This is a genomic window from Streptomyces sp. NPDC089799 (assembly GCF_040684755.1).
In the GTDB taxonomy this organism is placed as follows: Bacteria; Actinomycetota; Actinomycetes; order Streptomycetales; family Streptomycetaceae; genus Streptomyces.
On sequence record NZ_JBFBGR010000024.1, the window covers coordinates 92346 to 114874 of the forward strand.

Annotated in this window: 27 protein-coding genes and 1 pseudogene; 15 read left to right on the forward strand and 13 right to left on the reverse strand. The window is 70.1% G+C overall.

What is annotated here, in order from left to right; genetic code table 11:
- Positions 1 to 204 (reverse strand): helix-turn-helix domain-containing protein, encoded by a 204-nt coding sequence (locus AB0O36_RS25030; RefSeq protein ID WP_365114218.1) that lies wholly within the window; start codon positions 202 to 204, stop codon positions 1 to 3.
- Between the two features lie 126 nt (positions 205 to 330).
- Here AB0O36_RS25030 and AB0O36_RS25035 point away from each other — a divergent pair, with 126 nt between their 5' ends.
- Entirely contained in the window at positions 331 to 1893 is a 1563-nt protein-coding gene (locus tag AB0O36_RS25035; protein WP_365114220.1) for an FAD-dependent monooxygenase, read from the forward strand.
- A 40-nt stretch (positions 1894 to 1933) separates the two neighbouring features.
- On the opposite strand, the pseudogene AB0O36_RS25040 reads toward AB0O36_RS25035, so the two are convergent.
- From AB0O36_RS25040 to AB0O36_RS25050, 3 genes and pseudogenes are all read right to left on the reverse strand, one after another.
- Positions 1934 to 2813, reverse strand: a pseudogene (locus AB0O36_RS25040) (site-specific integrase); the annotation flags it as partial.
- Between the two features lie 62 nt (positions 2814 to 2875).
- Complete coding sequence (locus AB0O36_RS25045) at positions 2876 to 3061, reverse strand: hypothetical protein (RefSeq protein WP_365114221.1); 186 nt, start codon at positions 3059 to 3061, stop codon at positions 2876 to 2878.
- A 55-nt stretch (positions 3062 to 3116) separates the two neighbouring features.
- On the reverse strand, positions 3117 to 3545 hold the full coding sequence (locus AB0O36_RS25050) for a DUF4158 domain-containing protein (RefSeq protein WP_365114223.1): 429 nt from the start codon (positions 3543 to 3545) through the stop codon (positions 3117 to 3119).
- 491 nt (positions 3546 to 4036) lie between these two features.
- On the opposite strand from AB0O36_RS25050, the gene AB0O36_RS25055 reads away from it, so the two are divergent.
- From AB0O36_RS25055 to AB0O36_RS25070, 4 genes are all read left to right on the forward strand, one after another.
- Complete coding sequence (locus AB0O36_RS25055; RefSeq protein WP_365114224.1) at positions 4037 to 4510, forward strand: hypothetical protein; 474 nt, start codon at positions 4037 to 4039, stop codon at positions 4508 to 4510.
- Positions 4511 to 4605: 95 nt separating this feature from the next.
- A complete protein-coding gene (locus AB0O36_RS25060; RefSeq protein WP_365114226.1) occupies positions 4606 to 5145 on the forward strand; it encodes a hypothetical protein in 540 nt (179 codons plus the stop codon).
- Positions 5146 to 5195: 50 nt separating this feature from the next.
- Positions 5196 to 5915, forward strand: a complete 720-nt coding sequence (locus tag AB0O36_RS25065) for a hypothetical protein (protein WP_365114228.1) — start codon at positions 5196 to 5198, stop codon at positions 5913 to 5915.
- An 18-nt stretch (positions 5916 to 5933) separates the two neighbouring features.
- The gene (locus AB0O36_RS25070) at positions 5934 to 6233 is read left to right on the forward strand and encodes a hypothetical protein (RefSeq protein WP_365114229.1); all 300 of its coding nucleotides are present in this window, start codon (positions 5934 to 5936) and stop codon (positions 6231 to 6233) included.
- A gap of 60 nt (positions 6234 to 6293) precedes the next feature.
- Here AB0O36_RS25070 and AB0O36_RS25075 read toward each other — a convergent pair whose 3' ends face one another.
- Together AB0O36_RS25075 and AB0O36_RS25080 are read right to left on the reverse strand one after the other, a co-directional pair.
- Positions 6294 to 6713: a hypothetical protein gene (locus tag AB0O36_RS25075; RefSeq protein ID WP_365114231.1), complete on the reverse strand. Its 420-nt coding sequence runs from the start codon at positions 6711 to 6713 to the stop codon at positions 6294 to 6296.
- 309 nt (positions 6714 to 7022) lie between these two features.
- Positions 7023 to 7199: a hypothetical protein gene (locus AB0O36_RS25080; RefSeq protein WP_365114233.1), complete on the reverse strand. Its 177-nt coding sequence runs from the start codon at positions 7197 to 7199 to the stop codon at positions 7023 to 7025.
- A 486-nt stretch (positions 7200 to 7685) separates the two neighbouring features.
- Between AB0O36_RS25080 and AB0O36_RS25085 the strand changes: the two genes are divergently transcribed.
- Positions 7686 to 7853, forward strand: coding sequence for an HNH endonuclease signature motif containing protein (locus AB0O36_RS25085; RefSeq protein ID WP_365114235.1), 168 nt, complete (start codon positions 7686 to 7688; stop codon positions 7851 to 7853).
- Between the two features lie 103 nt (positions 7854 to 7956).
- Here the strand turns inward: AB0O36_RS25085 and AB0O36_RS25090 are convergent, their stop codons facing one another.
- The gene (locus AB0O36_RS25090) at positions 7957 to 8259 is read right to left on the reverse strand and encodes a hypothetical protein (RefSeq protein ID WP_365114237.1); all 303 of its coding nucleotides are present in this window, start codon (positions 8257 to 8259) and stop codon (positions 7957 to 7959) included.
- A gap of 379 nt (positions 8260 to 8638) precedes the next feature.
- Between AB0O36_RS25090 and AB0O36_RS25095 the strand changes: the two genes are divergently transcribed.
- The 3 genes from AB0O36_RS25095 (at position 8639) to AB0O36_RS25105 (ending at position 10494) form a co-directional block, all read left to right on the forward strand.
- Entirely contained in the window at positions 8639 to 9013 is a 375-nt protein-coding gene (locus tag AB0O36_RS25095) for an HAD family hydrolase (RefSeq protein ID WP_365114238.1), read from the forward strand.
- On the forward strand, positions 9010 to 9447 hold the full coding sequence (locus AB0O36_RS25100) for a GNAT family N-acetyltransferase (protein WP_365114240.1): 438 nt from the start codon (positions 9010 to 9012) through the stop codon (positions 9445 to 9447). Before AB0O36_RS25095 ends, AB0O36_RS25100 begins: the two co-directional genes overlap by 4 nt.
- A gap of 144 nt (positions 9448 to 9591) precedes the next feature.
- Positions 9592 to 10494 carry a transposase family protein gene (locus AB0O36_RS25105; RefSeq protein WP_365114242.1) on the forward strand — a complete coding sequence of 301 codons (903 nt, stop codon included), beginning with the start codon at positions 9592 to 9594 and terminating at the stop codon, positions 10492 to 10494.
- A 399-nt stretch (positions 10495 to 10893) separates the two neighbouring features.
- Here AB0O36_RS25105 and AB0O36_RS25110 read toward each other — a convergent pair whose 3' ends face one another.
- Together AB0O36_RS25110 and AB0O36_RS25115 are read right to left on the reverse strand one after the other, a co-directional pair.
- Positions 10894 to 11577, reverse strand: a complete 684-nt coding sequence (locus tag AB0O36_RS25110) for a hypothetical protein (protein ID WP_365114244.1) — start codon at positions 11575 to 11577, stop codon at positions 10894 to 10896.
- Positions 11577 to 11891 carry a helix-turn-helix transcriptional regulator gene (locus tag AB0O36_RS25115; RefSeq protein WP_365114246.1) on the reverse strand — a complete coding sequence of 105 codons (315 nt, stop codon included), beginning with the start codon at positions 11889 to 11891 and terminating at the stop codon, positions 11577 to 11579. Before AB0O36_RS25115 ends, AB0O36_RS25110 begins: the two co-directional genes overlap by 1 nt.
- Before the next feature lie 1514 nt (positions 11892 to 13405).
- Here AB0O36_RS25115 and AB0O36_RS25120 point away from each other — a divergent pair.
- Both AB0O36_RS25120 and AB0O36_RS25125 read left to right on the forward strand, forming a co-directional pair.
- Complete coding sequence (locus AB0O36_RS25120; RefSeq protein WP_365114248.1) at positions 13406 to 14035, forward strand: hypothetical protein; 630 nt, start codon at positions 13406 to 13408, stop codon at positions 14033 to 14035.
- A 250-nt stretch (positions 14036 to 14285) separates the two neighbouring features.
- Complete coding sequence (locus AB0O36_RS25125) at positions 14286 to 15146, forward strand: hypothetical protein (RefSeq protein ID WP_365114250.1); 861 nt, start codon at positions 14286 to 14288, stop codon at positions 15144 to 15146.
- An 87-nt stretch (positions 15147 to 15233) separates the two neighbouring features.
- Here the strand turns inward: AB0O36_RS25125 and AB0O36_RS25130 are convergent, their stop codons facing one another.
- Positions 15234 to 16493 (reverse strand): nucleotide sugar dehydrogenase, encoded by a 1260-nt coding sequence (locus AB0O36_RS25130; protein ID WP_365114252.1) that lies wholly within the window; start codon positions 16491 to 16493, stop codon positions 15234 to 15236.
- 29 nt (positions 16494 to 16522) lie between these two features.
- Between AB0O36_RS25130 and AB0O36_RS25135 the strand changes: the two genes are divergently transcribed.
- Complete coding sequence (locus AB0O36_RS25135) at positions 16523 to 17296, forward strand: glycosyltransferase family 2 protein (protein ID WP_365114254.1); 774 nt, start codon at positions 16523 to 16525, stop codon at positions 17294 to 17296.
- Here AB0O36_RS25135 and AB0O36_RS25140 read toward each other — a convergent pair.
- Complete coding sequence (locus AB0O36_RS25140) at positions 17293 to 18186, reverse strand: TauD/TfdA family dioxygenase (protein WP_365114256.1); 894 nt, start codon at positions 18184 to 18186, stop codon at positions 17293 to 17295. The two genes, AB0O36_RS25135 and AB0O36_RS25140, sit on opposite strands and share 4 nt — an antisense overlap.
- Positions 18187 to 18359: 173 nt before the next feature.
- Here AB0O36_RS25140 and AB0O36_RS25145 point away from each other — a divergent pair, with 173 nt between their 5' ends.
- From AB0O36_RS25145 to AB0O36_RS25155, 3 genes are all read left to right on the forward strand, one after another.
- Positions 18360 to 19688, forward strand: a complete 1329-nt coding sequence (locus tag AB0O36_RS25145; RefSeq protein ID WP_365114258.1) for a helix-turn-helix transcriptional regulator — start codon at positions 18360 to 18362, stop codon at positions 19686 to 19688.
- A 211-nt stretch (positions 19689 to 19899) separates the two neighbouring features.
- Entirely contained in the window at positions 19900 to 20388 is a 489-nt protein-coding gene (locus AB0O36_RS25150; protein ID WP_365114260.1) for an NUDIX hydrolase, read from the forward strand.
- Entirely contained in the window at positions 20385 to 20864 is a 480-nt protein-coding gene (locus AB0O36_RS25155) for an NUDIX domain-containing protein (RefSeq protein ID WP_365114262.1), read from the forward strand. The genes AB0O36_RS25150 and AB0O36_RS25155 overlap by 4 nt, the downstream gene beginning before the upstream one ends.
- A gap of 162 nt (positions 20865 to 21026) precedes the next feature.
- Here AB0O36_RS25155 and AB0O36_RS25160 read toward each other — a convergent pair whose 3' ends face one another.
- Together AB0O36_RS25160 and AB0O36_RS25165 are read right to left on the reverse strand one after the other, a co-directional pair.
- Positions 21027 to 21566 carry an NUDIX domain-containing protein gene (locus AB0O36_RS25160; RefSeq protein ID WP_365114264.1) on the reverse strand — a complete coding sequence of 180 codons (540 nt, stop codon included), beginning with the start codon at positions 21564 to 21566 and terminating at the stop codon, positions 21027 to 21029.
- 444 nt (positions 21567 to 22010) lie between these two features.
- Positions 22011 to 22475, reverse strand: a complete 465-nt coding sequence (locus AB0O36_RS25165; RefSeq protein WP_365114266.1) for a hypothetical protein — start codon at positions 22473 to 22475, stop codon at positions 22011 to 22013.
- Positions 22476 to 22529: the final 54 nt, after the last annotated feature.

Consider the following 22529-nt stretch of genomic DNA (forward strand, 5'->3'; position numbering starts at 1 on the left):
TCACTTCCCGTACTTGGCGTGCACGGATTGCCGGGAGACGCCGAGGGCATCGCCGATCTGTTCCCAGGACCATCCCTGCTCCCTGGCGCGTGTGACTGCTGCCGCTTCGACTTGCTCGGCCAGCCGGTGCAAGGCGCCCACGGCCCGCAGCCCCACCGCAGGGTCATGCGACCTGAGGCGTTCTGAGAGATCTCCCGATTCCATGCCTGTCAGTCTGGATTGACATCCCTCGATTGTCAATCCAGACTGACATCAGGTCGCGCCGTCAGTCCAGGCTGACATGCAGTCGCGGCTGGACGCCTCCTGCCCGGCGAACCGAAGGAGAACGTGATGACTGCTGACGTCACCATCGTCGGTGGCGGCCCGAACGGGCTGCTGCTGGCCTGTGAACTACGACTCGCAGGCGTGCGACCGCTGCTCTTGGAGCGGCTGCACACCCGCAGCGAGGTCCCCCGTGCCAACGGGCTCGTCGGCCGCGTGGTCCAGGCGCTGGAGTTGCGCGGCCTGTACGAGCCCCTCACCGGTCGTTCCGAGCGTGCGCAGCCGTTGCCCTTCTACCAGTTCAGTGGCCTGCCGCTGGACCTGCGCGACCTGCCCGACAACCCGCTGCACGCCCTTCAGGTTCCGCAAGCGCGTATCGAGCAGGTACTCGAAGAGCGCGCCCGAGAACTGGGCGTCGAGATCCGCCGCGGGCACGAACTGACCGCCCTGCACCAGGATGACGACGCCGTCACCCTCGACATCCGAGCCCCGCAGGGCGCCTACCAGGTCCGCACCCGGTACCTGGTCGGAGCGGACGGCGGCCACAGCACGGTCCGCAAGCAGGTCGGCATCGCCTTCCCCGGCACCACCGACGACAGCTTCGCCTCCCGCGCGGGACACGCCGTCATCCCCGGCGCTCTGCTGGATCCCGCCACCGGGGAACTCGACCTGTCCGAGCTGGGCATGCGCCTTCGGCCGTACGCCCACAACCGTCTGCCGGGCGGCGTGCTCACCTTCGCGATGATGCAACCTGGATCGGGTATCCACCTCGTAGCCACCTTCGAGTGGGACCAGCCACCGGCTGACGACAGCACCCCGATGACCTTCGATGAACTCCGGGCCAGCGTCCGCCGCGTCCTGGGCGCAGACCTGCCGCTGAGCCCACCTACTACCCCCGGACCGCACCTGCTGCGCCGCCTCACCGGCACCAACTCGCGGCAGGCCGACACCTACCGCGCCGGCCGCGTCCTACTGCTCGGGGACGCCGCGCACGTTCATTCCGCGGTCGGCGGGCCGGGGCTGAACCTGGGCATGCAGGACGCCATCAACCTCGGCTGGAAACTCGCCGCCCAGATCCACGGCTGGGCGCCCCCCGGGCTGCTGGACACCTACTCCAGCGAGCGGGCTCCGGTCAGCCGGCGAGTGCTCATGCAGACCCGCGCCCAGATGGCCCTGATGCGTCCGGCAGCCGAGATCACCGCGGCCCGCGACCTGCTGGCGGAACTGCTCGACGAACCATGCAACCGCGCGCGCATCGCAGCCCTCCTGGCCGGAACCGACATCCGGTACGACATGGGCCACGACACCGGGCATTCACTCGCCGGGCGGTGGCTGCCCGACCTCCGGACGCACATCACCGACGGCTGGAAACAGATCGCCGAACGGCTGCGAGCAGCCCGCCCCGTGCTCGTGGACCTCACCGGAAACTCAGCGACGGCCGAGGCCGCCAACGCCTGGACGGACCGGGTGGACGTCATCACTGCCCGATCCGCAGACCGGTCCCTGCCAGCCTCCGCCATCCTCGTCCGTCCCGACGGATACCTGGCCTGGGCCGCGGATGACACCGCGGGCCAGTCAATGCGCAATCACATGCACGAAGCGCTGACCAGGTGGTTCGGCGCGGCGGCCTGAATCGCGCCAACACATCCACAGCGGCCGATCCGCACGGCGGTCAACGCCGGCTGTCTCCGGGCGCGAGCAGGCTGGTGACCTCGGCGATCGCTTCCGCCGAGGGATGGAAGTAGCGCCGTACATTCTCCGGCTTCTTGTGCCGCGACTTCGCCATGAGCATCGGCAGGCTGGCCCCGGCCTCGCCGAGGTGCGTGAGTCCGGAGTGCCGGTATTCATGGAGGTCCCAGCCCGCGCCTGGCACCCCGCCGACGGCCGTGTGCGCGTCGAGCAGGGCGCGGGCTTGGCCGTACGACAGCCGGACCAGCCCGGCGTCCGGGCAGACACCGCGCGGACTGAGGACCTTGCCGGGGCCCGGCCTGCGGTGGGTGACGAACACCGGGCCGCGCGTACGGCCCTTGATCAGCCGGGGCAGCAGCCGGGCAGTACCGGCGTCCCAGAACACGGGCTCCAGCACGAACTCCTCGCGCGGAGCACCCCGGCGTCGCGTACGCGGCCGGGCTCCCTTCGCCTTCACCCGGGTCCGGCGTCCGGCGAGGTCCAGCTCCTCGATGTTGACGCCGAGGATCTCCTCCGCCCGCGCGCACGTCTCGTACAGCATCCGCCACAGCGTCTTCTCCCGAAGGTGGACGTCGCGGCGGGCGATCAGCCGGTCGACCGCCATCTTCGAGTGGGCCGGAGTCTCCGAGTCCGGCGGGGTCAGCCGCTTCATCCAGGCCGGCACTTGCGGCCCGTCGTAGCCGCGCTCACCGCACCAGCCGAGCCACGACAGCACCGACGCGCGGCGTGCGTTCCAGGTGTTGACCGCCGCACTGCCCAAGAGAGAGGAGTTCGAGGGCCTCGCCGATCTCGTCGTCCGTGACCGCCGCCAGTGGGCAGCCCGCGCCGAGCCGTTCAGCGGTCTTGCCGACCCCGATGCCGTAGGGGCATGACCCAGATACGCCGGGAACCCGCCACGGGATGATCTTGGAGACCGGAGGTCTCGCTACGGGGTGTTGCTCGCGAGGACGGTGACGCGGTTCTCGTACTCGCGGCGCGCCTTGCGCTGGGCTGGGAGCGCTGGGGCGCCCGGGGTGCCGTCGAGGGACTGGCAGCGGATGAGGAGCTGGCGGTGGACCGCGGGGGTGGCGCTGACGCGCAGGGTGTAGCCCTGGCCACGCGGTACGGCCACCCCTTGGTCGAGCGCGTCGCGCTCGGCAGGTTCCAGCTCGGCGGCCCGGAGAAAGTCAGCGACCTTGCGCGATGTTGATCAGATCGGCCGGGCGGTTCTTCGACACGGCCTCACTCCGCATCACCGCCTCGGCGATCTTCCGGGCCCTCGCCTTGTCGTACGACAAGCCCGTCCGCCGGCGTACGGCGATCCGCTGCCGTTCCGCCGTACGGCTCGCGGCCTTCGCCACCGTGCCCTCCGGCAGGTCCACCGCGCGGCGGACGAAGTCGACCACCGTCTCCGGGATCTCGTCCAGCTTCGGAAAGCACCCCATCCGCTGGTACGACTTCAGCGCGAGCAGCTGGGCCAGGAGGTGCTCGTCGCAGTCGGTCCGGCCAGCGGCCCACTCGACCTCATCACGGCTCGGCGCGAAGAACAGATGCAGCTCATGCGCGGTGATCAGCCGCTTGAACCGCGGATACGCGGTCCTCTCGATCGAGGTCACAGCCCACCCCACCCCTGACGGAATCCAACATCACCACCAACGACACTGGGCTGTACGGGTGACGGGGCAAGGCCCTCAACAACGCAAGATCATCCCGTGGCGGGTTTCTGGCGTATCTGGGTCATGCCCCCACGTCGGCCGCACCTTCGCGGGCCTGCGGGTAGAGGAACGGTGGGACGCCCACATGAAGGCGTACTTGTACCGGGTGGTGTGCCGGTCCGCGGAGCGCCTGGCCGCCGCCGGCCGCGGAGTTTCAGCCGCTCTGCGACGCAGAATGACCCCCTGGCAATCCATGACACCCCGGGCGCGTACTCTGCCGGAGGTCCGTCGTGAGGCCGCCGACCGGCGCGCCCAGCGGCTGCGGGCAACGCGGGTAGAACCCGGCCCCGACTACGGCGCAGCCCTGACAGCCCTGGCCCGGATGACCCCGGCCCGGCAGTAAAGCCGCCCCCTTCCCTCCAGCCCTGCCGACCGGCAGAGCCTGCCCGACCATGCGCAAGGACACCGACGTGACCACGCCCCCGCCCGATCAGTTCGGCCCCGCCTACGGCTACCCGGCCCCCATACCGCCACCGCCCGCCCACGCCCCGTACCCGGGCCCTGCCGCGCCTCCGGCGATCCCTCAGCCGGGCGCCTACGGCGCGCCCGCGGGCTACGGCGGCCACCCCTCCTACGGCGGGCAGCAGCCCGGACCGTACGCCAGCGCACCCCAGCCCCCGCCGGGCCACTACCAGGCAGCCCCCGGCCCCTACCCGGGCCCGTACCCGGGGCAGCCGCACCCGGGCTCCTACCAGGCACCCGCCCCTTACGCAGTCCCCTACGGCCACCAGCCGCCCCCCTACATTCAGCCGGTCGTGGTCCGGAAATCCTGGGGCATCGACATCCTCATGACGTTCATGACCTGCGGCGCCTGGGCCCCTTTCGTCATGCCGTTCCGGATGCGGCGTTCCTGCGTCGTGCGCTGATGGCCCCCACCGCGCTGCCCGGCAACCGGGCCCCCGCCGGGTCCAATCCGGCGGGGGCCCGCGCCCAGCACCCTACGAAACAGGCAACCCGACCCATGCACCGCACCCTCACGGCGGGCACCCTCGCCGTGCTCTCCGCCGCCCTGACAGGCTGCAGCCTGCCCGACCCCAAACCCCTGCCGACGTACTCGTACACGCCCCCGGCACCCCCCAGCGCACCGGCAGCCAGGCCCACCCCGGCGAGCGTCACCATGCCGAGCCTGCTCGGCGTCCACACCATGGCCGAGGTCCGCGAGCGCCTCAAGATCGCCCGGATCCCGGTCGAGAACCTGACGCTGGAACCGATGTACGAGGGCGAGGCGACCGTGCCCGGCGCCACCGCCGACACCCGCCGGTGGCGGATCTGCTTCCAGTCCTACACCGAGGGCCTCTCCGTATACGCGCCGGAGTTCACCAACGTACGTCTGTCAGCCGTCCGTGAGGCCCACCAGTGCCCCGAGACGGCGTACGAGGATCTCGACGCCAACGGCCGGGTCCGCAAGGTGCCCGTGCCGGACCTGGGATCGGACTCCGGCAGCAACACCAGCGGCAGCAGCAGCGGCGGGAGCCGCAACGGCGGCAAGCGCCGCCACTGACGGCCGCCACACCCCTCACACCACAACCCCCAAAGCGAGAAAGCAGCACCATGCAGAACCAGCACTACGGCCAGACCACCCCGCCGCCGGCGAAGGCCCCCATGGGAACAGGCAAGAAGATCGGCATCGGCTGCGGCGGCCTCCTCGGCGGCCTCATCCTCATCTCGGTGCTCGGCGCCCTGATCGGCCCGGACGACGACAGCAAGACCGAGACCAAGCCGTCCGCCACCGCCGCGGCGCCGTCCCCGGCCCAGCCCTCCAAGGCACCCACGCAGAAGACCACCCCGGCCAAGGCGCGGCCGGCCGCGACGCTGACCGGCCTCAACATGCCCGCCTGGGTCGCAGCCATGGAAGGCGCCGGGATCGACTTCGAGTCCAAAGGCGAGCAGTACACCCCGCCCGGCGGAGCTGAAGCGTTCAAGGACTGGAAGGGCAAGAACCAGAAGCGCACCACGGCGGGCCTCTACCTGAAGGCCACCGCCACCGCGTACGCCAGCGACGGCGCCGTCCTGAACGCGACCTGCAAGGCCCAGGAAGCCGCCAGCCAGGAAGCCAAGGTCACCGCCTTCTTCGAGAAGTGCGTCACCGCCCTCGCAGTCCCCGGCCTGGACACCGCCAAGGCCACCGGCTTCGTCAAGGAGAACACCGCGCGCATGATCGCCGCCTCGGGCAGCCAGCCCGCCACCCGCACCGCCGGCGGCGTGACCCTGCGCATTGACGACGACCTCCAGACCGGCGCCGCCCAGCTCACCATCACCGCCAAGCGCTAACCACACAGGAAGGACACCATGCCCGACTCTGTCCCCATCCCGATCGGCAGCACCACCCACACGCTGCACCGCCGCGACATCGAGGCAGCCGCCAGCCGCCTGGAACCCGCCCACAGCAGCAGGGCCCTGGAGGCCAAGTGGTACGCCCTCGTCGGCGGCGGACTCCACTACGTCCGCCCCCTGATCGCCGCCGTCACCAACGAGACCCCCAAGGTTGACGACGCCCGCCAGGCCCTGGCCGCACTCGGGTTCTCCGTGTTCTGCCTCGCAGACGACGACCTGCTGAACAACGGCATCCCCTGGCACCGCGGCTACTAAGTCCGCAACACCCGTGCCCCCGCCGGTCACCGACTGGCGGGGGCACGGGTGTATCCGGGCTCAGGCCGAAACAGTCCAACGCACGGTCAACGCCTGGTCAACGATCCGGTCCAGCAGTCCGTCAGGGATGTGATGCCACCGGCGGAGCGCCGGGTCATCGACCGGCAGCGTCCCCGGCACCTCCGAGTACGGCGTCAGCACCCGGTACGGCTGGCGCATCACATCCCGGACCACGAGCGCGGCCACCAGGTCCCGGCGGACGGCGACGAGTTCGGCGAGCGGGTTCGCCGACCGGCCCCGGCTCCGCCACGCCGCGACCTCCCGGTCACACTCCCGGCAGATGCGCCAGCCGTACCGGCCGCGCTGCTCGACCCGGGCCACCCCGGCCGCCGGCTGCCGGGCCGGGCCCCCGCACTCCGCACACGCGAGCGGGCCGCCGTAGTTGAGGGCAGGCAGGAGCTGATCGGCCGCACGATTCATGGGGGGAGCGTAGGCAGGCCCCACCCTTCGGGCTGGAAGGCGCGGCCAGCCGCGGGCCCGAGCGGCCGCCAGCCTGATTTGCCTGGTATGAGTTAAATGCCGGAGTCTTTGATTCCTGCTTCGGACACGGTGTCTTGGCAGCGGCGAGGCTCTACTCTCAGCGCATGACGAAGGCAGGCCGGGACACCACCCGGCAGGGCACCTGCGACGGAGCTGCATAGCGTGGGTAGAAGGCAACCCAAGTCGATGCGCCCAGTGCGTATCCCGCCCTGGGAAGCGGTCCCCTCCCCCTTGATATCGGTCGACTCCCTAAGGGAGCAGGTGGAGCGCGCCAAAGCCAACGCCGAAGCCGGCGAAGCCAAGGTGAACCAGGAAGCCGAGGAACATCGCCGAGCACGGCAGCGCGAACGTGGCCCAGGGGGATCGTCCCCGAAAGTCCAGAAGCTGGAGAGCAGTCTTCAGCGCCTCCAGCAGCGGAATGACCACCTCTGGGACCACCTTGCGCGACTGCAGGCGCAGCTTGATCGTAGACTCACGGGCTCCATAGGCAGAGGAGCCGCCAAGCCTGGAGCAACGCGGAGCGAAGAGCCGTCCGCTACGCCGGCGCAGGCAGCAACTGCCTCTTCTGACCGGCTGTGCCCAGTGTGCGAGAAGCGCGGCCTGCCGCCGGGGCGGTCTCGGCACCTGAAATGCGAGAACGCCTCACGCCCTATGCGCGCTCCCATCGAGGCCGAAGCAGACGTCGTCACAGCGACGACGGCCAGCAAGGGCGAGCGGTACAGAGTGCTGGTGAGGCAGACCGAGCAGCGGGAATCCTCCATGCAGGGCAGGAGGGGCAAGGCCAGTGGGAGGCCAGCTCGGATCGCGGCCGCTCGCCGAGCGGTGCTCCTTCGCAGCGGTGGGCACTGCGAGAACCCGGGGTGCGCTGGGCAGCCAGAAGACCTCACCGACTCGGGGGATCTAATCCTCGAAGTGGACCACATCGAGGAGTTGGCCGCGGGCGGGCGGGACCACCCCTCACAGATGATCGCCCTATGCCCGAACTGCCATGCAGTAGAGACCCGCGGCCGCAGCCGCGCCGCCCTGGCCCAGATCCTCAGCCGTGCCGCCGGAGAAGCGCACGCCCGCTGGTTCAGCTGAGAGCGACGTAGGCACTGCGCCGGCCACGGGCCGTTGGCCCGTACGCAGTGCACCGCCAAATCGCGGAAGCATCGTACGGGCCGGGAAGCGAGGCGAGGCGGGTTCAGTTCTCGGCGTCGTGCGCCTGCAGCGCCTGCGAGATAGCGCCGACACTGGGGTTCTTGCCCTTGCGCTTGCCTTCCTTGATCAGAAGGTGTGGCTGGATCTGCCGGATCGTGAAGCCCTGCTTGCGCAAGGCCACTGCCTGGATCAGCGCGAGCAGCTGGGCCAGGAGGTGCTCGTCGCAGTCGGTCCGGCCAGCGGCCCACTCGACCTCATCACGGCTCGGCGCGAAGAACAGATGCAGCTCATGCGCGGTGATCAGCCGCTTGAACCGCGGATACGCGGTCCTCTCGATCGAGGTCACAGCCCACCCCACCCCTGACGGAATCCAACATCACCACCAACGACACTGGGCTGTACGGGTGACGGGGCAAGGCCCTCAACAACGCAAGATCATCCCGTGGCGGGTTTCTGGCGTATCTGGATCATGCCCCTCCATCGACCCGACCGCGGGCCCGCGCGCACCGCATCGCACTGGACTGCCCCAGCGACATCATGTCCGTGACCCTGCCGCGTGGTAGTCGCCTGGAGAAGCGGACCGAAGCCTGGCCAGGCCTTACGACCTCGGGGGAGCTTGCGGTCGGGATGTCCTGGACTGCCGTGATCCGGCACCATTGAATGTGGCCAGCGCTTGGGAATTGGCCCTGGCGTTGAGCGGGGCGTAGTGGCCAGGATCGTGAGCCATGCGTGCAATTGTCTTCGACATGGATGGGACGTTGCTGGACAGCGTCCCCACGGTGTCCCGGGCAGACGCCGACGCGATTCGGTCGCTCGGCGGCCCGCCGGTTTCGCCGGATGAGATGGTCGCCGAGTGGCATGTCGGCCACACCGAGTTGGTTCCTGCGGGATCGCTCGGAGTGCATGCCAGGTGGGGCGCACGCGCCGGTGTCCGTGGCAGTGCTCACTTGGTCGCAGCGCATCCGTACGACGTGCTCAACCTGCTGGTGGCGCCTCGCAGGCGCATGGGCGACGGCATAGGCGCCAAGGCGACTCTCAGGCTGCGTCCCGCGGGTCGGCAGATCAGTTGCGCGCACGCGACCGAGGAAGGACAGCCATGATCAGCGTTGGTTCGTTGCGCGAGGAGGATCGCGCCGCCTGGGAAGTGCTGGCGCGCCGTTACAAGGCGTACTACCGCACAGCGGTGCCGGACGAGGGGTATGAGGAGACTTGGCAGCGGCTACGGCGCCGCACAGAGTTCCACGGCCTCGGCGCTTGGTCGAACGGGAGGCTGGTCGGCATCGCGCACTATCTGTTCCACCGGACGTTCTGGATGGAAGACAGCTGCTACCTCCAGGATCTCTACGTCGATGAGGCGACGCGCGGCCGAGGCGTGGCGCGAACGCTGATCGAGCAGGTGGCCGAGGCATCGCGGGAGAGGGGCGCATCCCGCTTGTACTGGACCACCAAGGAGGACAACACCACCGCCCGCGCACTGTACGACAAAGTGGCGAGCTTCAAGGGATTCATACGCTACGACTACCCCTCGCTATGACCAGGCGGAGGTACCGGCGGGTCAGTCGGCCGTGACGTGAGAAAAGGTCCGTGCGGGTTGGGTGAGTTGTGAAGCTGACCTGGGCCCCGCACGGCCTGCTCCCATCCTGCCCTGTCCGGCGTCTCCCGGGCACACTTCGGCGAGTTGCTCGCCGAACTCGCCGGCCCGTGGGAGGCGGCACGGCAGTCCAAGCTGCGCGTGGCTCGGGGTGGTGAGCGCAAGCGGGCGGCCGGGGCGGGGCGCAGGCCGAAGCTGGTCCTTTGCGACCGGCTGCTACTCGCACTGGTGTACCTGCGCCATCAGCTGCCGCATGAGGTCCTGGCCGAGCTCTTCGACGTCGACCGCTCGACCGTCTCGGCGGCGATCCGGCAGGTCCGCCCGCTGCTCGCGGCCCGCGGCTTCGCGGTGCCCGACCGGCCCGGGCTGCGACTGCGGACTCTGGCCGACGTCTTCGCCTACGCCGAGGCCGAGGGCGTCGAACTGCGGCTCGACGGAGCCGAGACCCAGGTCAGGCGCCCACAGACGGGCCGCCCTGGACGCCGCGCCTTCGTCTCGGGCAAGCGGAAGCAAAACACGATCAAGACCACGACGTTCAGCGGCGGACAGGGCCGGATGCTGCTGTCCGGGGTCGTACGGCCCGGCCGGATGCACGACCAAACCGCCGTACGCACTGGGGGCATCGCTGAGCAGTTCCGGCTTCACCCGTCGGTAAGGTCCCAGGCCGACGCCGGGTATGCCGGGCTGGCCAAGGAGTTCCCCGATCAGATCACCGCCCCGCCGAAGAGACCGAAGGACGACGCGTGTGACGGCGACAAGAGGGCCTGGAGCGAGGCACGACGGCGGCAGTCCTCGGCCCGGATCTGCGTCGAGCACACCAACGCCGAGCTGCGGCAATGGGCGCCCTTGCAACGCTTCACCCGACGCCGTGACACCTACGACGAGACCCATCGGGCGATCGCCGGCCTGGTCTCCGACCGCTCCGCGCGGCGCCCCACCCGACGCCGGACGAGCACCGAACTCGTCCTCGTCCACGACAAGTCGAGCTGATCACACACCAGCCGAGCCGCCAGTCCAGCACGTCCCGACCCCAATTTCCCCCTGGGTCGTTACATCCGCTCCTCGTCCACAACGACGCTCGGCACCGCCTGTCGGCGTACATCCGAATGCCGAGTGTGCGCAATTAGGTACGGCCGTATGTGCACAGCGCCTCTGTTCGCACCGTGGCCCGGTGCGGGCGGAAAAGTCATCCGGGCCACTGGTCCGGCGGGTGGTGCTGGGCGGACTGCCGGAGCTGGGTGAGCGCCGGTAGGCTCCCGGAGCCTCGCCGTTCGCGCGGCGCCGGAGCACGGTGTGCGTCGGCGATGAGGGGTGGGCGGCCGCCGGGTGTGCGGGGCGAAGCCTGCTTCGACCCGCACACCCCCCTGCTCGGGGAGGCTCTTGGACTCGTCACTCCCCTGGCATCTGAGCCTTGGCTTTCGGTTCGGCCGGGATGACGTCGACTTGCAGCGGCCCGCGAAGCCAGCGAAGGAACACGTACAGCGCGCCCGCTGTGATCAGGCAGGGTTCAGGTACCTCGGTCATCAGGGCCTGCATCGCCTCCTCCGCGCCCTTGACGATCAAGAGCGCTTGGCCGCCCACGATGAAGGTGATCAGCCCATTGACCCGGGAGTCTTTACGGAGAACCCAGATCAGGGGTGCGCACAGATCGGTCAGCCGGTATACGAGTGCCGCCCGGACAAATCCGCCAGCTGCCTTGGCCCGCTGCCAACGTGTGAGCGTGATGCCTGCGTCCGGGTCGCCGGCGAGGTGGGCCAGCCACGCATTACGCATGTCCCGTTCGGAGCCAGCCAGCCACGCCGCCAGCGACGTAGTTCCGCGTGCCAGAGGAGCTCTCGCCATACCGCGGCGAACCTGCCCCGCATAGCCTCGGATCTCGGCAAAGAACCTGTCATGCCCGTATTTGATGTATGTCCCAAGAGCGGAGAGCACCACGGACATGGCCACCGCCGCCAGGACGAGCCAGATCCCCGACCTGAGGTACACCTCCGTGACGGCTACCAGCACCACCCCGAGCGCCGTACCTGTCGTGACGACCTCGAGCGCTGTGCTGTATCGCGTTCGGTTGCCCATCAGTGGCCCCCCGCCAGGCCCAGGCCCAAGGTGCGGCGGCGCGCCGCACGTGCGTCCAGAGCGGCCCTGGCTTCGGAGCGTCCGGTACCGGTGAGTTCGTAGTAGCGGCGCGGCGGGCGGCCGGGATGGGGATCGGTCTCGTCCCGGCTGGTGAGCCAGCCCCGCTGGGTGAGGCGGTCGAGGATCGGATAGACGGTGCCGGAACCCAGGTCAGCCTGCGCGCAGATGCTCAGCCCCCAGGCAGGAGCTTCAGCAGTCGCAGCAAGCAGGACTTCCAGAACCGCGATGGTGGGTTTGGTGAGTCTCGTAGCCATACCACGAGTGAAGCATGTGTCGAATACGACATACAAGCCCTCGGTGTCCACGGCGCCAGCCGTGGTGGCCGCCCAGCAGAACGTGCCTCCGATCCCCTTGACAAGCTGTGCCACGCAACGTCAACCCCTGCCAGGCTGCGGGTAGCCACCAGCCTGAGGGAGTGCGCCCGCCCCCCACCGGCACCGGCCACGCTCTTCGAAGACGACACGCTCCTCCTGCCCGCTGAAAGGCTGCCGTCACGACACCGTGCAGCCCCACCACGCACGGTGGAAGCAGCTCGCCTGCGCGGGGGTGGCGGGCGGTGAGGATCACCGGACGCAGCCACCGCGTTGGGCTTGGTCGGCGGCCTCGGTCGCGCCGAACCTCACCCGCGCGCACCGCACGGTGCGCGGCGCCACGGACCGGACCGTCTGACCCGTCCCACATGGCGGGCGGCTCTTACTCGCCAGTACGGGCGCCTGCACAATCCCCGTGCGCGACATGATCCGAAAGGCCCCAGTGACGACCCGTAGAACCGCCCCGGCCTCCGGGCCCGACAACCCGTTGCCCGGACAGATACCCCTGTGCGGGAAGCCGACGAAGACCGGCCGCCCGTGCCGGAACCGCTGTTACCCCGGCCTGGACGGGTGCCGGCTCCACGGTCGCCCCCGCACTGACGCCGGCCGCCCCCAGGACGTTCCCGGGCGGCCGAAGCGATCGGCTGCCGAGGAGGTCAAGGCCTGGCCCGGATGCTTCATCGTGCTGGTGCTGCTCATCGCATTGCTGGCCCGGTGCGCCGGCGACGACACCGACACCGACACGAGCCCGGACAGGCCTCACCACACGCCCACGTCGTCCGTCACGCCCAGTCAGAAGCCGACCCTGTCGCCGAAGTACACACCGGCTACGCCACCGAAGGCCACCCCGACACCGACAACTTCTGCGAGCAAAACCGCAGACGGCGACGGGAACGGGGACGACGACCGTCCGTACATCCCCGCCCCCGACATCAACCATGACGATGACGATGACCGACGTGGGTCCAGCACCGGCGGCGGAAGCAGTGGCGGCACCAGCGGCGGAAGTACCCGGCGGGACTACCACCCCGGGACAAAGGGCGGCTGCCCGCCGGGAGGCTGCTACAACCCCTGCCCGCCCGGGGGATGCCGCTGAAGGTCTCGCCCGTCCCGCCCGCCTCCGCATCGGCCGCCGCGGGGCGCAGCGCCATGGCAGCCGGCTTGGGGCGTGACCGCTGTACCAATGTCATCAACGCCGATTCCGCAGGAGACCCGGCTGGAGCACGTACGTGAGCTGCGGCGGGTCGTGGAGTACCGCGAGTTCGCCGAGGCGGAGGCCGAGCTGCAGGTGGTCTGGGTGGACGCGCGCTCCGCCGGGCGACCGGAAGTCCCAGTCAGTCGGCACCGATCCCGTGATCACCGGCTGACGGGCCCGGTAGGTCCGCGCCTCGGTGGATTGGCAGGCACGGGAGCGGGAACGATCGGTCCGTCGTTTCAGCCGAATCCGGGGGGTATCCGTGGCCGCATTCGATGCCGAGTTCGAGCGTGCGTACGAGGGCATGCGAGAAATCGTTCACCAAGCCCGGTTCGCAGAGTCGATCCAGCCGCACCAGACCCTGCCGGCGAAGGACGCCTTCACCGCCATGGCCGAGCGCTGCCGACCTGCGTACGACCGCCTGGCAGCGGTCGCGCAGCCCCCGGTGCGGGTGCTGCTCCTTCCTCCGACCGGTTTCCCGGACCGCTGGCCGGGCCGTTCGGAAGCTCTCGTCCCGCCTCCCACGGGCCCCTACGCGCAATGGTCCATGGCGGTCACCCAGGGTGGCAGCGGCGTCGGGGCCGGGTACGGGGCCTTGCGCGGCGAATCCGGGATGACCGGCCTCGACGTGCTCGGCTACCAGGTGCTGGTCTCCCTCAACCCGCGCGACGGGATCGACGTCTCCAACGACAACCGGCGCGGCACCTACCTGAGGCACAACGGCACCTACGGCAGTGTCGTCGGCATCTTCCACCGCGGGGGCTCAGGCAACGGCTGGCTCGAAAGGGAGGTGGAAGTGCCGCCGCGGACGATCATCACGCACGCCAGTTCCCTGTACCGGGCCCGCAAGTACCGCCACGTAGAGCGCACAACCTTCGCGACGCACCCCTGACCAGCTGGTCGGGCCCGCGGCGGTACGGCGGTCGACGACGGGGCCGGGCAGTGCCCGTACGCGGAGCCCTACGACGGCCCCGGGCCGCGGCACTCACCCGGCACCGCCTGCGCCGGCCCGGCCCGCCGGAGCCCTGTCCTCCACGCCGATCGGTACCTACCATCGGCACCACACCGCGGGCCTGGGGGAGGCTGAGGCGATGTCAGGGCAGGGGCAGTGGCAGGGACAGGGGCAATGGCACCACCCGGGGATGGTCCCGCCGCCTCCGCCTGCCGGCTGGCGGCCGCCGCCTCCGCCGCTCCCGAGCCCGGGTGTCTTCCTGGGCAGCGCCTTCCGGATCCTGGGCCGGCACTGGCTGCGCCTGATGGGGGCCCTGCTGCTGTCCCAGCTGGCGATCTTCGTCCTGGCCGGGATGACCGGGTTCGGCATCTACGCGCTCTGGGGTGGCCCGGACCCGGAGGGCAGCGCCGGCCCGGGCTACGTGACGGACATGCTCCTGATCGTCCTCGTTCCCGCTCTCCTGGCCATCTTCCTGGTCCAGGGCGCTGTCGGCTCCCTGGCCTCCACCCTGGCCCAGCAGGACGCCAGCGGGCAGCGAGTCACCGTACGCGGCCTCCTGAGGGTGAGCGCGCCCCGGGTCCCCGGCACGGTCGGCGGCTACCTGCTGACCGTCTTCCTCTTCCCCTGCTTGCTCAGCCCTCTCGCTCCGCTGCTGGCCTGGCCGTGGGTGGTGTACTCGCTCGCCCCGTCGGTCATGGCCCGCGACGGAGTGGGCATGTTCCGGGCCCTGGGCCGGTCGGCGGCGCTGATCAAGGGCGTGTGGTGGCCGGTGTTCTCCACCCTGGCCCTAGCGGCGCTGATCGCGTTCGGCATGGACCTGACGGTGGGCTTCCTGCCTCTTGACGCGATGGTGAACAGGGCCGCCGACGAGCCCACGGGCCCGACCGACGCCTCCCTGTCCCTCGGGGTCATCATCGCGGCCGTCTCCGTCGCCTTCAGCGTCCTGATGTTCCAGGTGGCCTTCGCCCACCTGGTCGCCGACCGGCTGTGCGAGGCCCTGAGGGCCCGCCACACCACCTGGCCCCGGCCCTCGGGCACGGCCGTACCGTGAAGTCGGGTGTGAGCAGTTGACGGGGCAAGGGGCTCAACGACTCAAGATCATCTCGTGGCGGGTTTCTGGCGTATCCGGGTCATGCCCCTACAGCACGTCCACGTTCCCCGCCGACGGCAGCCGGTTGCGGCAGTCCAGCACGTACGCTGCGCGCCCCGCGATCATGTCGTAGTCGAAGGCGTCGTGGTCGGTGAGGAGCACGACCGCGTCCGCGGCGGCGATCTCGGTCTCGGTGGCCCGGACGCGGAGGAGGCGGGCGTCGGCGTGGATGTCGTCGGCCACGTGCGGGTCCGCTCCGCGTACCTCGGCGCCGAGGTCGAGGAGGAGCTGGGCGACGCGGGTCGAGGGGGACTCGCGGGCGTCAGCCGTGTCCGGCTTGTAGGCCATGCCGAGCAGCAGGATCCGGGAGCCGTTGACGGTCTTGCGGCGGTGGTTGAGGGCCTCGGTGAGACGGCGGACGACATAGTCCGGCATGTGCGCGTTGATGTCGTTGGCGAGCTCGACGAACCGGAACGGGACGCCGGCCGAGCGCTGCACCTTCCATGACAGGAACGACGGGTCGATGGGCAGGCAGTGGCCGCCGACGCCGGGCCCGGGGGTGAACCGCATGAAGCCGAAGGGTTTGGTCGCGGCGGCGTCGATGGCCTCCCACACGTCGACGCCGAGGGGCCGGGCGAACATGGCGATCTCGTTGACGAGGGCGATGTTGACGTGCCGGAACGTGTTCTCGATGAGCTTGGCCAGCTCGGCCTCCTTGGGCCCGGACACCGCCACGGTGGTGTCGACGAGGCCGTCGTAGAACGTCTTGACGACGCGGAGCGAGAGGGCGTCGATCCCGGCCACGACCTTCGGGGTCCGCTCGAACGGCCAGGCACGGTTGCCCGGGTCGATGCGCTCGGGGCTGAAGCCGACGTGGAAGTCCGGGCCCGCGAGCAGGCCGGTTGCCTCCTCCAGGAGGGGGACCATCAGCTCTTCGGTGGTGCCCGGGTAGGTGGTGGACTCCAGGATCACGGTCGCCCCGACGGTCAGGTGGGCGGCCACGGTGCGGGTGCACGCCTCGATGCAGCCGAGGTCGGGGACGCCGTCGCGCAGCGGCGTCGGTACGGTGATGACCGCGACCTCGAACCCGGCGGTTTCGGCCGGATCGGCGGTCGCGGTATAGGCTCCCGAGTCCAGCACGGCGCGCAGCCGCTCCGGTGCGACGTCCTCCACGTAGGACTCGCCCGCGGCGAGCTGCTTCACGCGGTGCGGGTCCACGTCGTAGCCGGTGACCCGGTGCCCGGTCTCGGCGGCGCGTACGGCCAGCGGCAGCCCGACGTAGCCCTGGCCTGCGACGACGACATGCATGACGACTCCACTCGTAGGAGAGGGAAAAAGTGGCTCTGGTTTCCGTGGTGATGCCGGTACACAACTCGGCGGCCACGCTCGGTGCCTCGATCCGGTCGGTGGTCGCGCAGACGCACACCGACTGGGAGCTGCTGATCACCGACGACGCTTCCACCGACGGCTCCATGGAGCTGCTGGCGGAGTTCGCCCGGCAGGACGAGCGGATCCGGCCCGAGCCGGCCCCGGCGCAGGGCGGGGCGGCCCGGGCCCGGAACCTGGCCCTGGAGCGGGCCCGCGGCGACTACGTCGCCTTCCTGGACAGCGATGACATGTGGCTGGCGGACAAAGCCGAGAAGCAGGTCCGCTTCGCGGCGGAGGCCGGCACGCCGCTGACGTTCACCTCCTACTACAAGATCGACGCCGACTACGCCGGTGAGGCGGCCGACTTCACCCCGAACGGCAGGGTGGTGTGGGCGCCCGACCGGGTCGACTACCGGGCCATGCTGGTCCAGGACCACATCGGGGCCCTGACCGCCATGTACGACCGCAAGGCGCTGGGCACGCGGCTGATGCCGGACATGCCCAAGCGGCAGGACTACGCCCTGTGGCTGTCGATCATGCGCGACGGCGCCTGTGCCCGAGCGCTGCGGGAGCCGCTCGCGCTGTACCGGGCCCAGCGCCCGGGATCGCTCTCCTCGAACAAGATATCGCTGATCCCTTACAACTGGGCCCTGTACCGCCGGCACGAGCACCTGTCCGTCCCGCGGTCGGCGCGGGCGCTGGCCGGGGCGGCGTGGCACTCTCTCCGCAAGTCGCGGATCTAGCGGGCGTCGGCCGCGCGCAGGAACAGCTGGAGCAGCATGCGCCGCTCCTCCTCGGGGACGGTCTCCTGGCCGTCCCCCAGGGCCTCGCGGCCGTGGACGCAGCGGTGCTGGTCGATGACGAGGAAGTCACCGGCCTGGAGGGTGAAGGACACCTGGCCCCATACGAGCTGCTCCGCGAGCTCCTCTGCCGCGCGGGCGTGCTCCTGGCCGAGCTGCTCCCTGCCGAGCATCTTGGCGGTGAAGCGGACGAAGCCGGCGTCGGCGGCTTCACCGTCGAGGACCGGGAACGGCTTGTACTCGGCGCCGACGTCCGAGAAGCCGTAGAACGTGCCGTACCGGTAGGCGTCCTCTGAGAGAAGGGCCCGGGTCTCCTTCGACAGCCGGCCGACGGCCGCGCGGGCGTCGGAGACGATGGAGGGGCCGCCGCCGAGCGGGTCGGGGCGGAGGCACAGCAGCGAGGTGTAGTCCGGCGGCCGGCTCGCGTTCACCAGGTCCATGTGGAAGGCGTTGTAGCCGGTCCCTGACGACAGGCCCGGGTCGCCGCCGATGCGCGTACCCATCGTCTTCCACAGCGGCCACTGCTCGAACGGTGAGAACGGCACCGCGACCTCGGCGGCGAAGGCGGTGGCCAGTTTCAGGAACGGCTCGCCGGTGCCGAGGGCCGTCGCGAGGCCGCCGAGGCGGACGACCGCGTACCCGCCGGACGTCGCGGTCAGTCGGCCGCGCAACGCGGCGATCGTCTCCTCGTACCCGGGCACCGCCTCCAGGGCGGCCCGGTACTGCTTCATCGTGGAACCGGCGAGGAAGCTGCCCTCCAGCTCCCAGGCCGGAAGGGTCCCTCCGAGGTCGATGAGGGCTTCCTCGAGCTCGCCGGGCAGGTCGATGAACATGCCTCTCCTCCACTGCTTGCGGTGGGTGGGTTGCCCGCCTCGGTGTGCTCGGCGGGGTCACCACGGTCCGGGCAAGTGGGCTGCCGGGGAAAGGGTTTGAGGGTTGACTCGGGGTTGCCTCACCCTGCACGCGGGGTAGTGTCCCCGTCACCGTCGATGATGGGATGGGGCGCGTGGACGACGCGATCAGACACCCATTGGCGTACGCACGCGAGCTGAGGGGCTGGCCGCAGTCCGAGCTGGTCGCACGCTGCCAGAAGGCCGCGGCCGCCCGCCCCGAAGGCCTGAGGACCGGCATCGACAAGCCCTCCATCAGCCGTTACGAGAACTGCGTCCGCGTGCCCGGCACCGACACCCAGCTCCTCCTGGCCGACGTGTTCGGCGTCCCGCACGAGGACGTGCACCTCCACCCGTGGCCGTACTGGCTGCCCGGCCGGGACGATCCCGTCCCCCTGGGCCAACCCCACACGGTCCCCGCCCTCCGAGCAGCCCAGAGAGCCGGCATGAACCACGAGCGACGCACCTTCCTCACGTTCGGCGCCCTGGCCCTCGCCGGGCTGGCCACCCAGTGGGCCGAGCTCGAACCGGAACGGCTCACGACCGCCCTCGGCGGGCAGCCGGTCGACGACGGACTCGTCGACTGGCTGGAATCCACCAGCAGCCACCTGATGAGCCTGCCGACCGAGCAGCGCCGGCACACCGCGAAGCTGATGGACGCCCACCTGGAGACCGTCACCGACCTGCTCGGTCACGGCCGCTACAGCTCGGCGACCGGGCAGCGCCTGCACCGGCTCGCCGCACGCCTCGCGAACGCCTGCGGCTGGTACCGGTTCGACCAGGGCCGCCACTTCGCGGCGGGCAAGCTGTGGAACGCCGCCCTCGTCAACGCACACGCCGCCCGCGACCGGGACCTCGGCACGGCCGTCCTCGCCGACTTCGCCTACCAGTCGATCTGGCTGGACCAGCCCGGTTCGGCGGTCGTACCGCTCGGCCAGGCCCTCACCCACGCCGACCACCCCTCGGCCCGGTCGCTGCTCCTGCTGCGGCGCGCCCGGGCGCACGCCGCGCTCGGCGAGGCCGCCAAGTGCCGGCGGGACCTGAAGGCCGCCGAGATGGCGCTGGAGACCACCGCGCCCGAGCCGGCGCCCGCGTGGTGCGGCTGGATGTCGGCGGCCGACCTGGCGGTGGACTCCGGGCAGTGCCTCCTCGACCTCGGGGAGACGCGGCAGGCGCGCGCGCTGATCGCGGAGGGGCTGGAGCTGCTGCCAAGGGCACGCGACAAGACCAGGGGCGTGTTCCGTACGTACGAGGCGAGGTCGCTGCTGCAGGCCGGCGAAGTGGAGCAGGCGGTCCTGGTGGGCGGGGAGTCGCTGGACCTGGCCCAACGGATCGGTGCGGACCGGTGCGTGGCGCAGGTACGGGACCTGGCGCCGGACCTGAAGAGGCATCGGCAGGTCGCGGGGGTCGGCGACTTCCTGGAGAGGCTGCGGGTGGCGGCGTAGGCGACACATCGCCCGAACCGAGACCCGGCATCTCCGGGGCCCGAGAGAGCGACGCGGTCCACGGCCACCGGCCTGGGCTTTCTGTGTCGCTCTGACACGCTCAGCGGCTCCGCGGCGTTGGTCTTCCGCTGCTGCGGCCGTTGGAAGACACAGCCTTTCTGTTCTTTGCCGAGTCGGGCCGTGGTTCGTTGACCGCTGAAAGGGAGGCTCAATGGCTGACTGGATCCCCCGCGAGGAGTGGGTGAAGACGCAGCCCCAGGCGCTCGTGGCGTCGTGCGTCATGCTGCTGGATGACCAGGGCCGGATGCTTCTCCTCCGGTACGGCCCCGGCCAGGAGGAAGCCAGCGGCACGTGGTGGCTGCCAGGCGGCATGATCGATGCGGGCGAGAACCCGTGGCCGGCAGCCCGCCGTGAGATGGGCGAGGAGACCGGCGTCACCTTGGACTCGCCACCCTGCCTCATCGGCATCGACCACAGGGCCGACGTCCTCGGCACCGGCCCGGTCGTGGACTACTTCTTCGCCGCGAAGCTCGCCGCCGGTCAGCAGATCCTGCTCAGTCCGGAACATGACCGGCATGCCTTCCACCGCCCCGACGGCCTTCCGGATCCTCTCGCAGGGCACCGTCAGACGCTCACCGCGCTCCATGCCGCAGCCCTGGCAGGCCGCGTCGTTTACCTGCAGGAGGGAATGCCCGCATGAGCCGCATCCGCACAGCCGCGACCGGCCTGGTCGTCCGTGACGGCCACGTCCTGCTCGTCAAGGGAAACTGGCCTCGGCCGGATACCTGGCTGCCTCCCGGCGGCGGACAGGAGCCGGGGGAGCCTCTGCACCGCGCCGTCGAGCGGGAGGTGCTGGAGGAGACCGGGGTGACCGTTCGCGCCGGACAGTTGCTGTTCCTGCGCGAGCACATCCCCGCCAACCACGAGGATGGCCCGATCGCGTACGACCGTAATCACCGGGTCGATGCGCTGTTCTGGTGCGAGGTCGTTTCGGAGCCGCCCAACCTCGGCGGGAGCCTCCCGGACCCGACCCACACCGGGGTTGAGTGGGTACCGCTCGACAAGGTCGGCGGACTGCGGATGATCCCCCTCTACCTGCGTGACCAACTCACTGACGTCGTTGCCCAGGCCCTTGCCGGTACGTGGCAGACGAGGTACCTGGGCGACATGGCCTGACCCACGCAAAGAAGTGCTTCGTCGCGCCGGGCCGGACAGTGTCGGTCGATGCGGCCCCGTTGAGGACGCCCTGGTAGTCGTCGGGGTGAGGGGGTAGACCCCGGCCGCCACCGTCAGCGGCCGGCGACTGCGTGATCAGAGGTGGGTGGGCGTGGTCCAGGATCACACCCATGTGTAGTTTGCGTCGGTGACAGCGTTCAGAGCCGCGTCAGCGACAGCGGCTCGGGGGTCGCTGAGAGCGGCGAGGGCGGGGCCGATGGGCGGGAAGATTGGCAGCTCGGCGGTCTGGCGGTAGTCGATCCATTCGATCACGCCCACCTCGTGGCTGCCGTCGGGGAGCTCGTCCAGCTCTTGGTCGGCGAGGGTCGCGCGGATGTCGGGGTTGATGTGGAAGCGGTAGATCAGGTGGAGCTTGCGCGGTGGCAGGGTCGGGCCGGGACGGGTGACGCGCTGGTCGACCATCCACATCAGGTCCCCGCCTTCCGCCAGCGTGGTGTCGAGGGCAAGTTCTTCGGCGAGTTCGCGGGCGAGGGCGGCGGTGAGGTCTTCGCCGTCTTCGACGTTGCCGCCGGGCGGGGTGTAGTGGGTGGAGTCGGCTCGGTCGCGGCGGATGAGGGCGACGTCGTCGCCGCAGAACACCAGAGCTCCCGTCCGGATCTTGATTCGGGAGAACGGGGCAGATGTGGCAGGGGTGTCCGTCATGGCCGCCAGTATTCCGGCGGGGCTCCGGGGCCGGGAGGGCCTTGCCCCAAATAGGCCCTCTCATGCGGCGACGGTCGCCGACAGCACCGTGTACCGGTGGAGCACGCACTGGAAGCTGACCACTCCGATCAGCCCTTCGGCCTGGTTGAGCACTCTCGTGCCCGTTCCTGGTCACGGCACTTGCGGACGCTATTGGCCAGGTCCAGTACGGCGAGCAGGCGGTCGCGCGGGAATTCGACGGGGGAGACGGCCTTGACGCGCTGGCGGAGGAAGGCACGGCCTGGGCGGGTTGGTCGCAAACGAGCCAAGCCCGGCTGGCGACGGCGTCGAGCGACTCCTGCGTCAGCCATTGCGCCCACCAGGGCGTGCGCCCGTCAGCGGAGTCGAGGGCGGCGACGAGTCTTCGCCGTCTCGACCGCCACAAGATCACACAAATCCTGGCTCTCAGTCCGCGACGAAGGGTGCGTATCCGACCGGCACCTCGCTCACCTCAAGGTCTGAGAAGAGCAAGGTCAGATCGTGAGCGTTGGTCTCAATGTGAACCTCATGGAAGTCGATCCCGACAGCCTTCGACCAGCGGAGGGCAGCCTCCGACTTGAGACGAAGTTCAGCTCCGTACAGCTCGTGATGGTTCGCGCCCCAGACGTATCCGTTGAGGTCGATGGCGGTTTCGCTGTCGAGGAGTCGGGCGTCCAAGGAATCCCGCCAGGTCTCCGTGGACAGGAACGTCTCGCATCGGGCCTCGACGCAGTACCGGAAGAGATACCGCAGGTAGGTCGACGGGCTCTGGGGGCCGTTCCACACGTTGATGATGATCTCGTAGTCGCGCATGTAGGTGGTGTATCCGTGGTGCACGACATTGGCTTCGATGTGCTCGTTCAGCGTCCGCTGAAGTTCTGCGGTGTCCATGCCGCCCTTCTACCTCACCTCGTAAGCCTTTCGACAGCGAGATTCACAACGGCA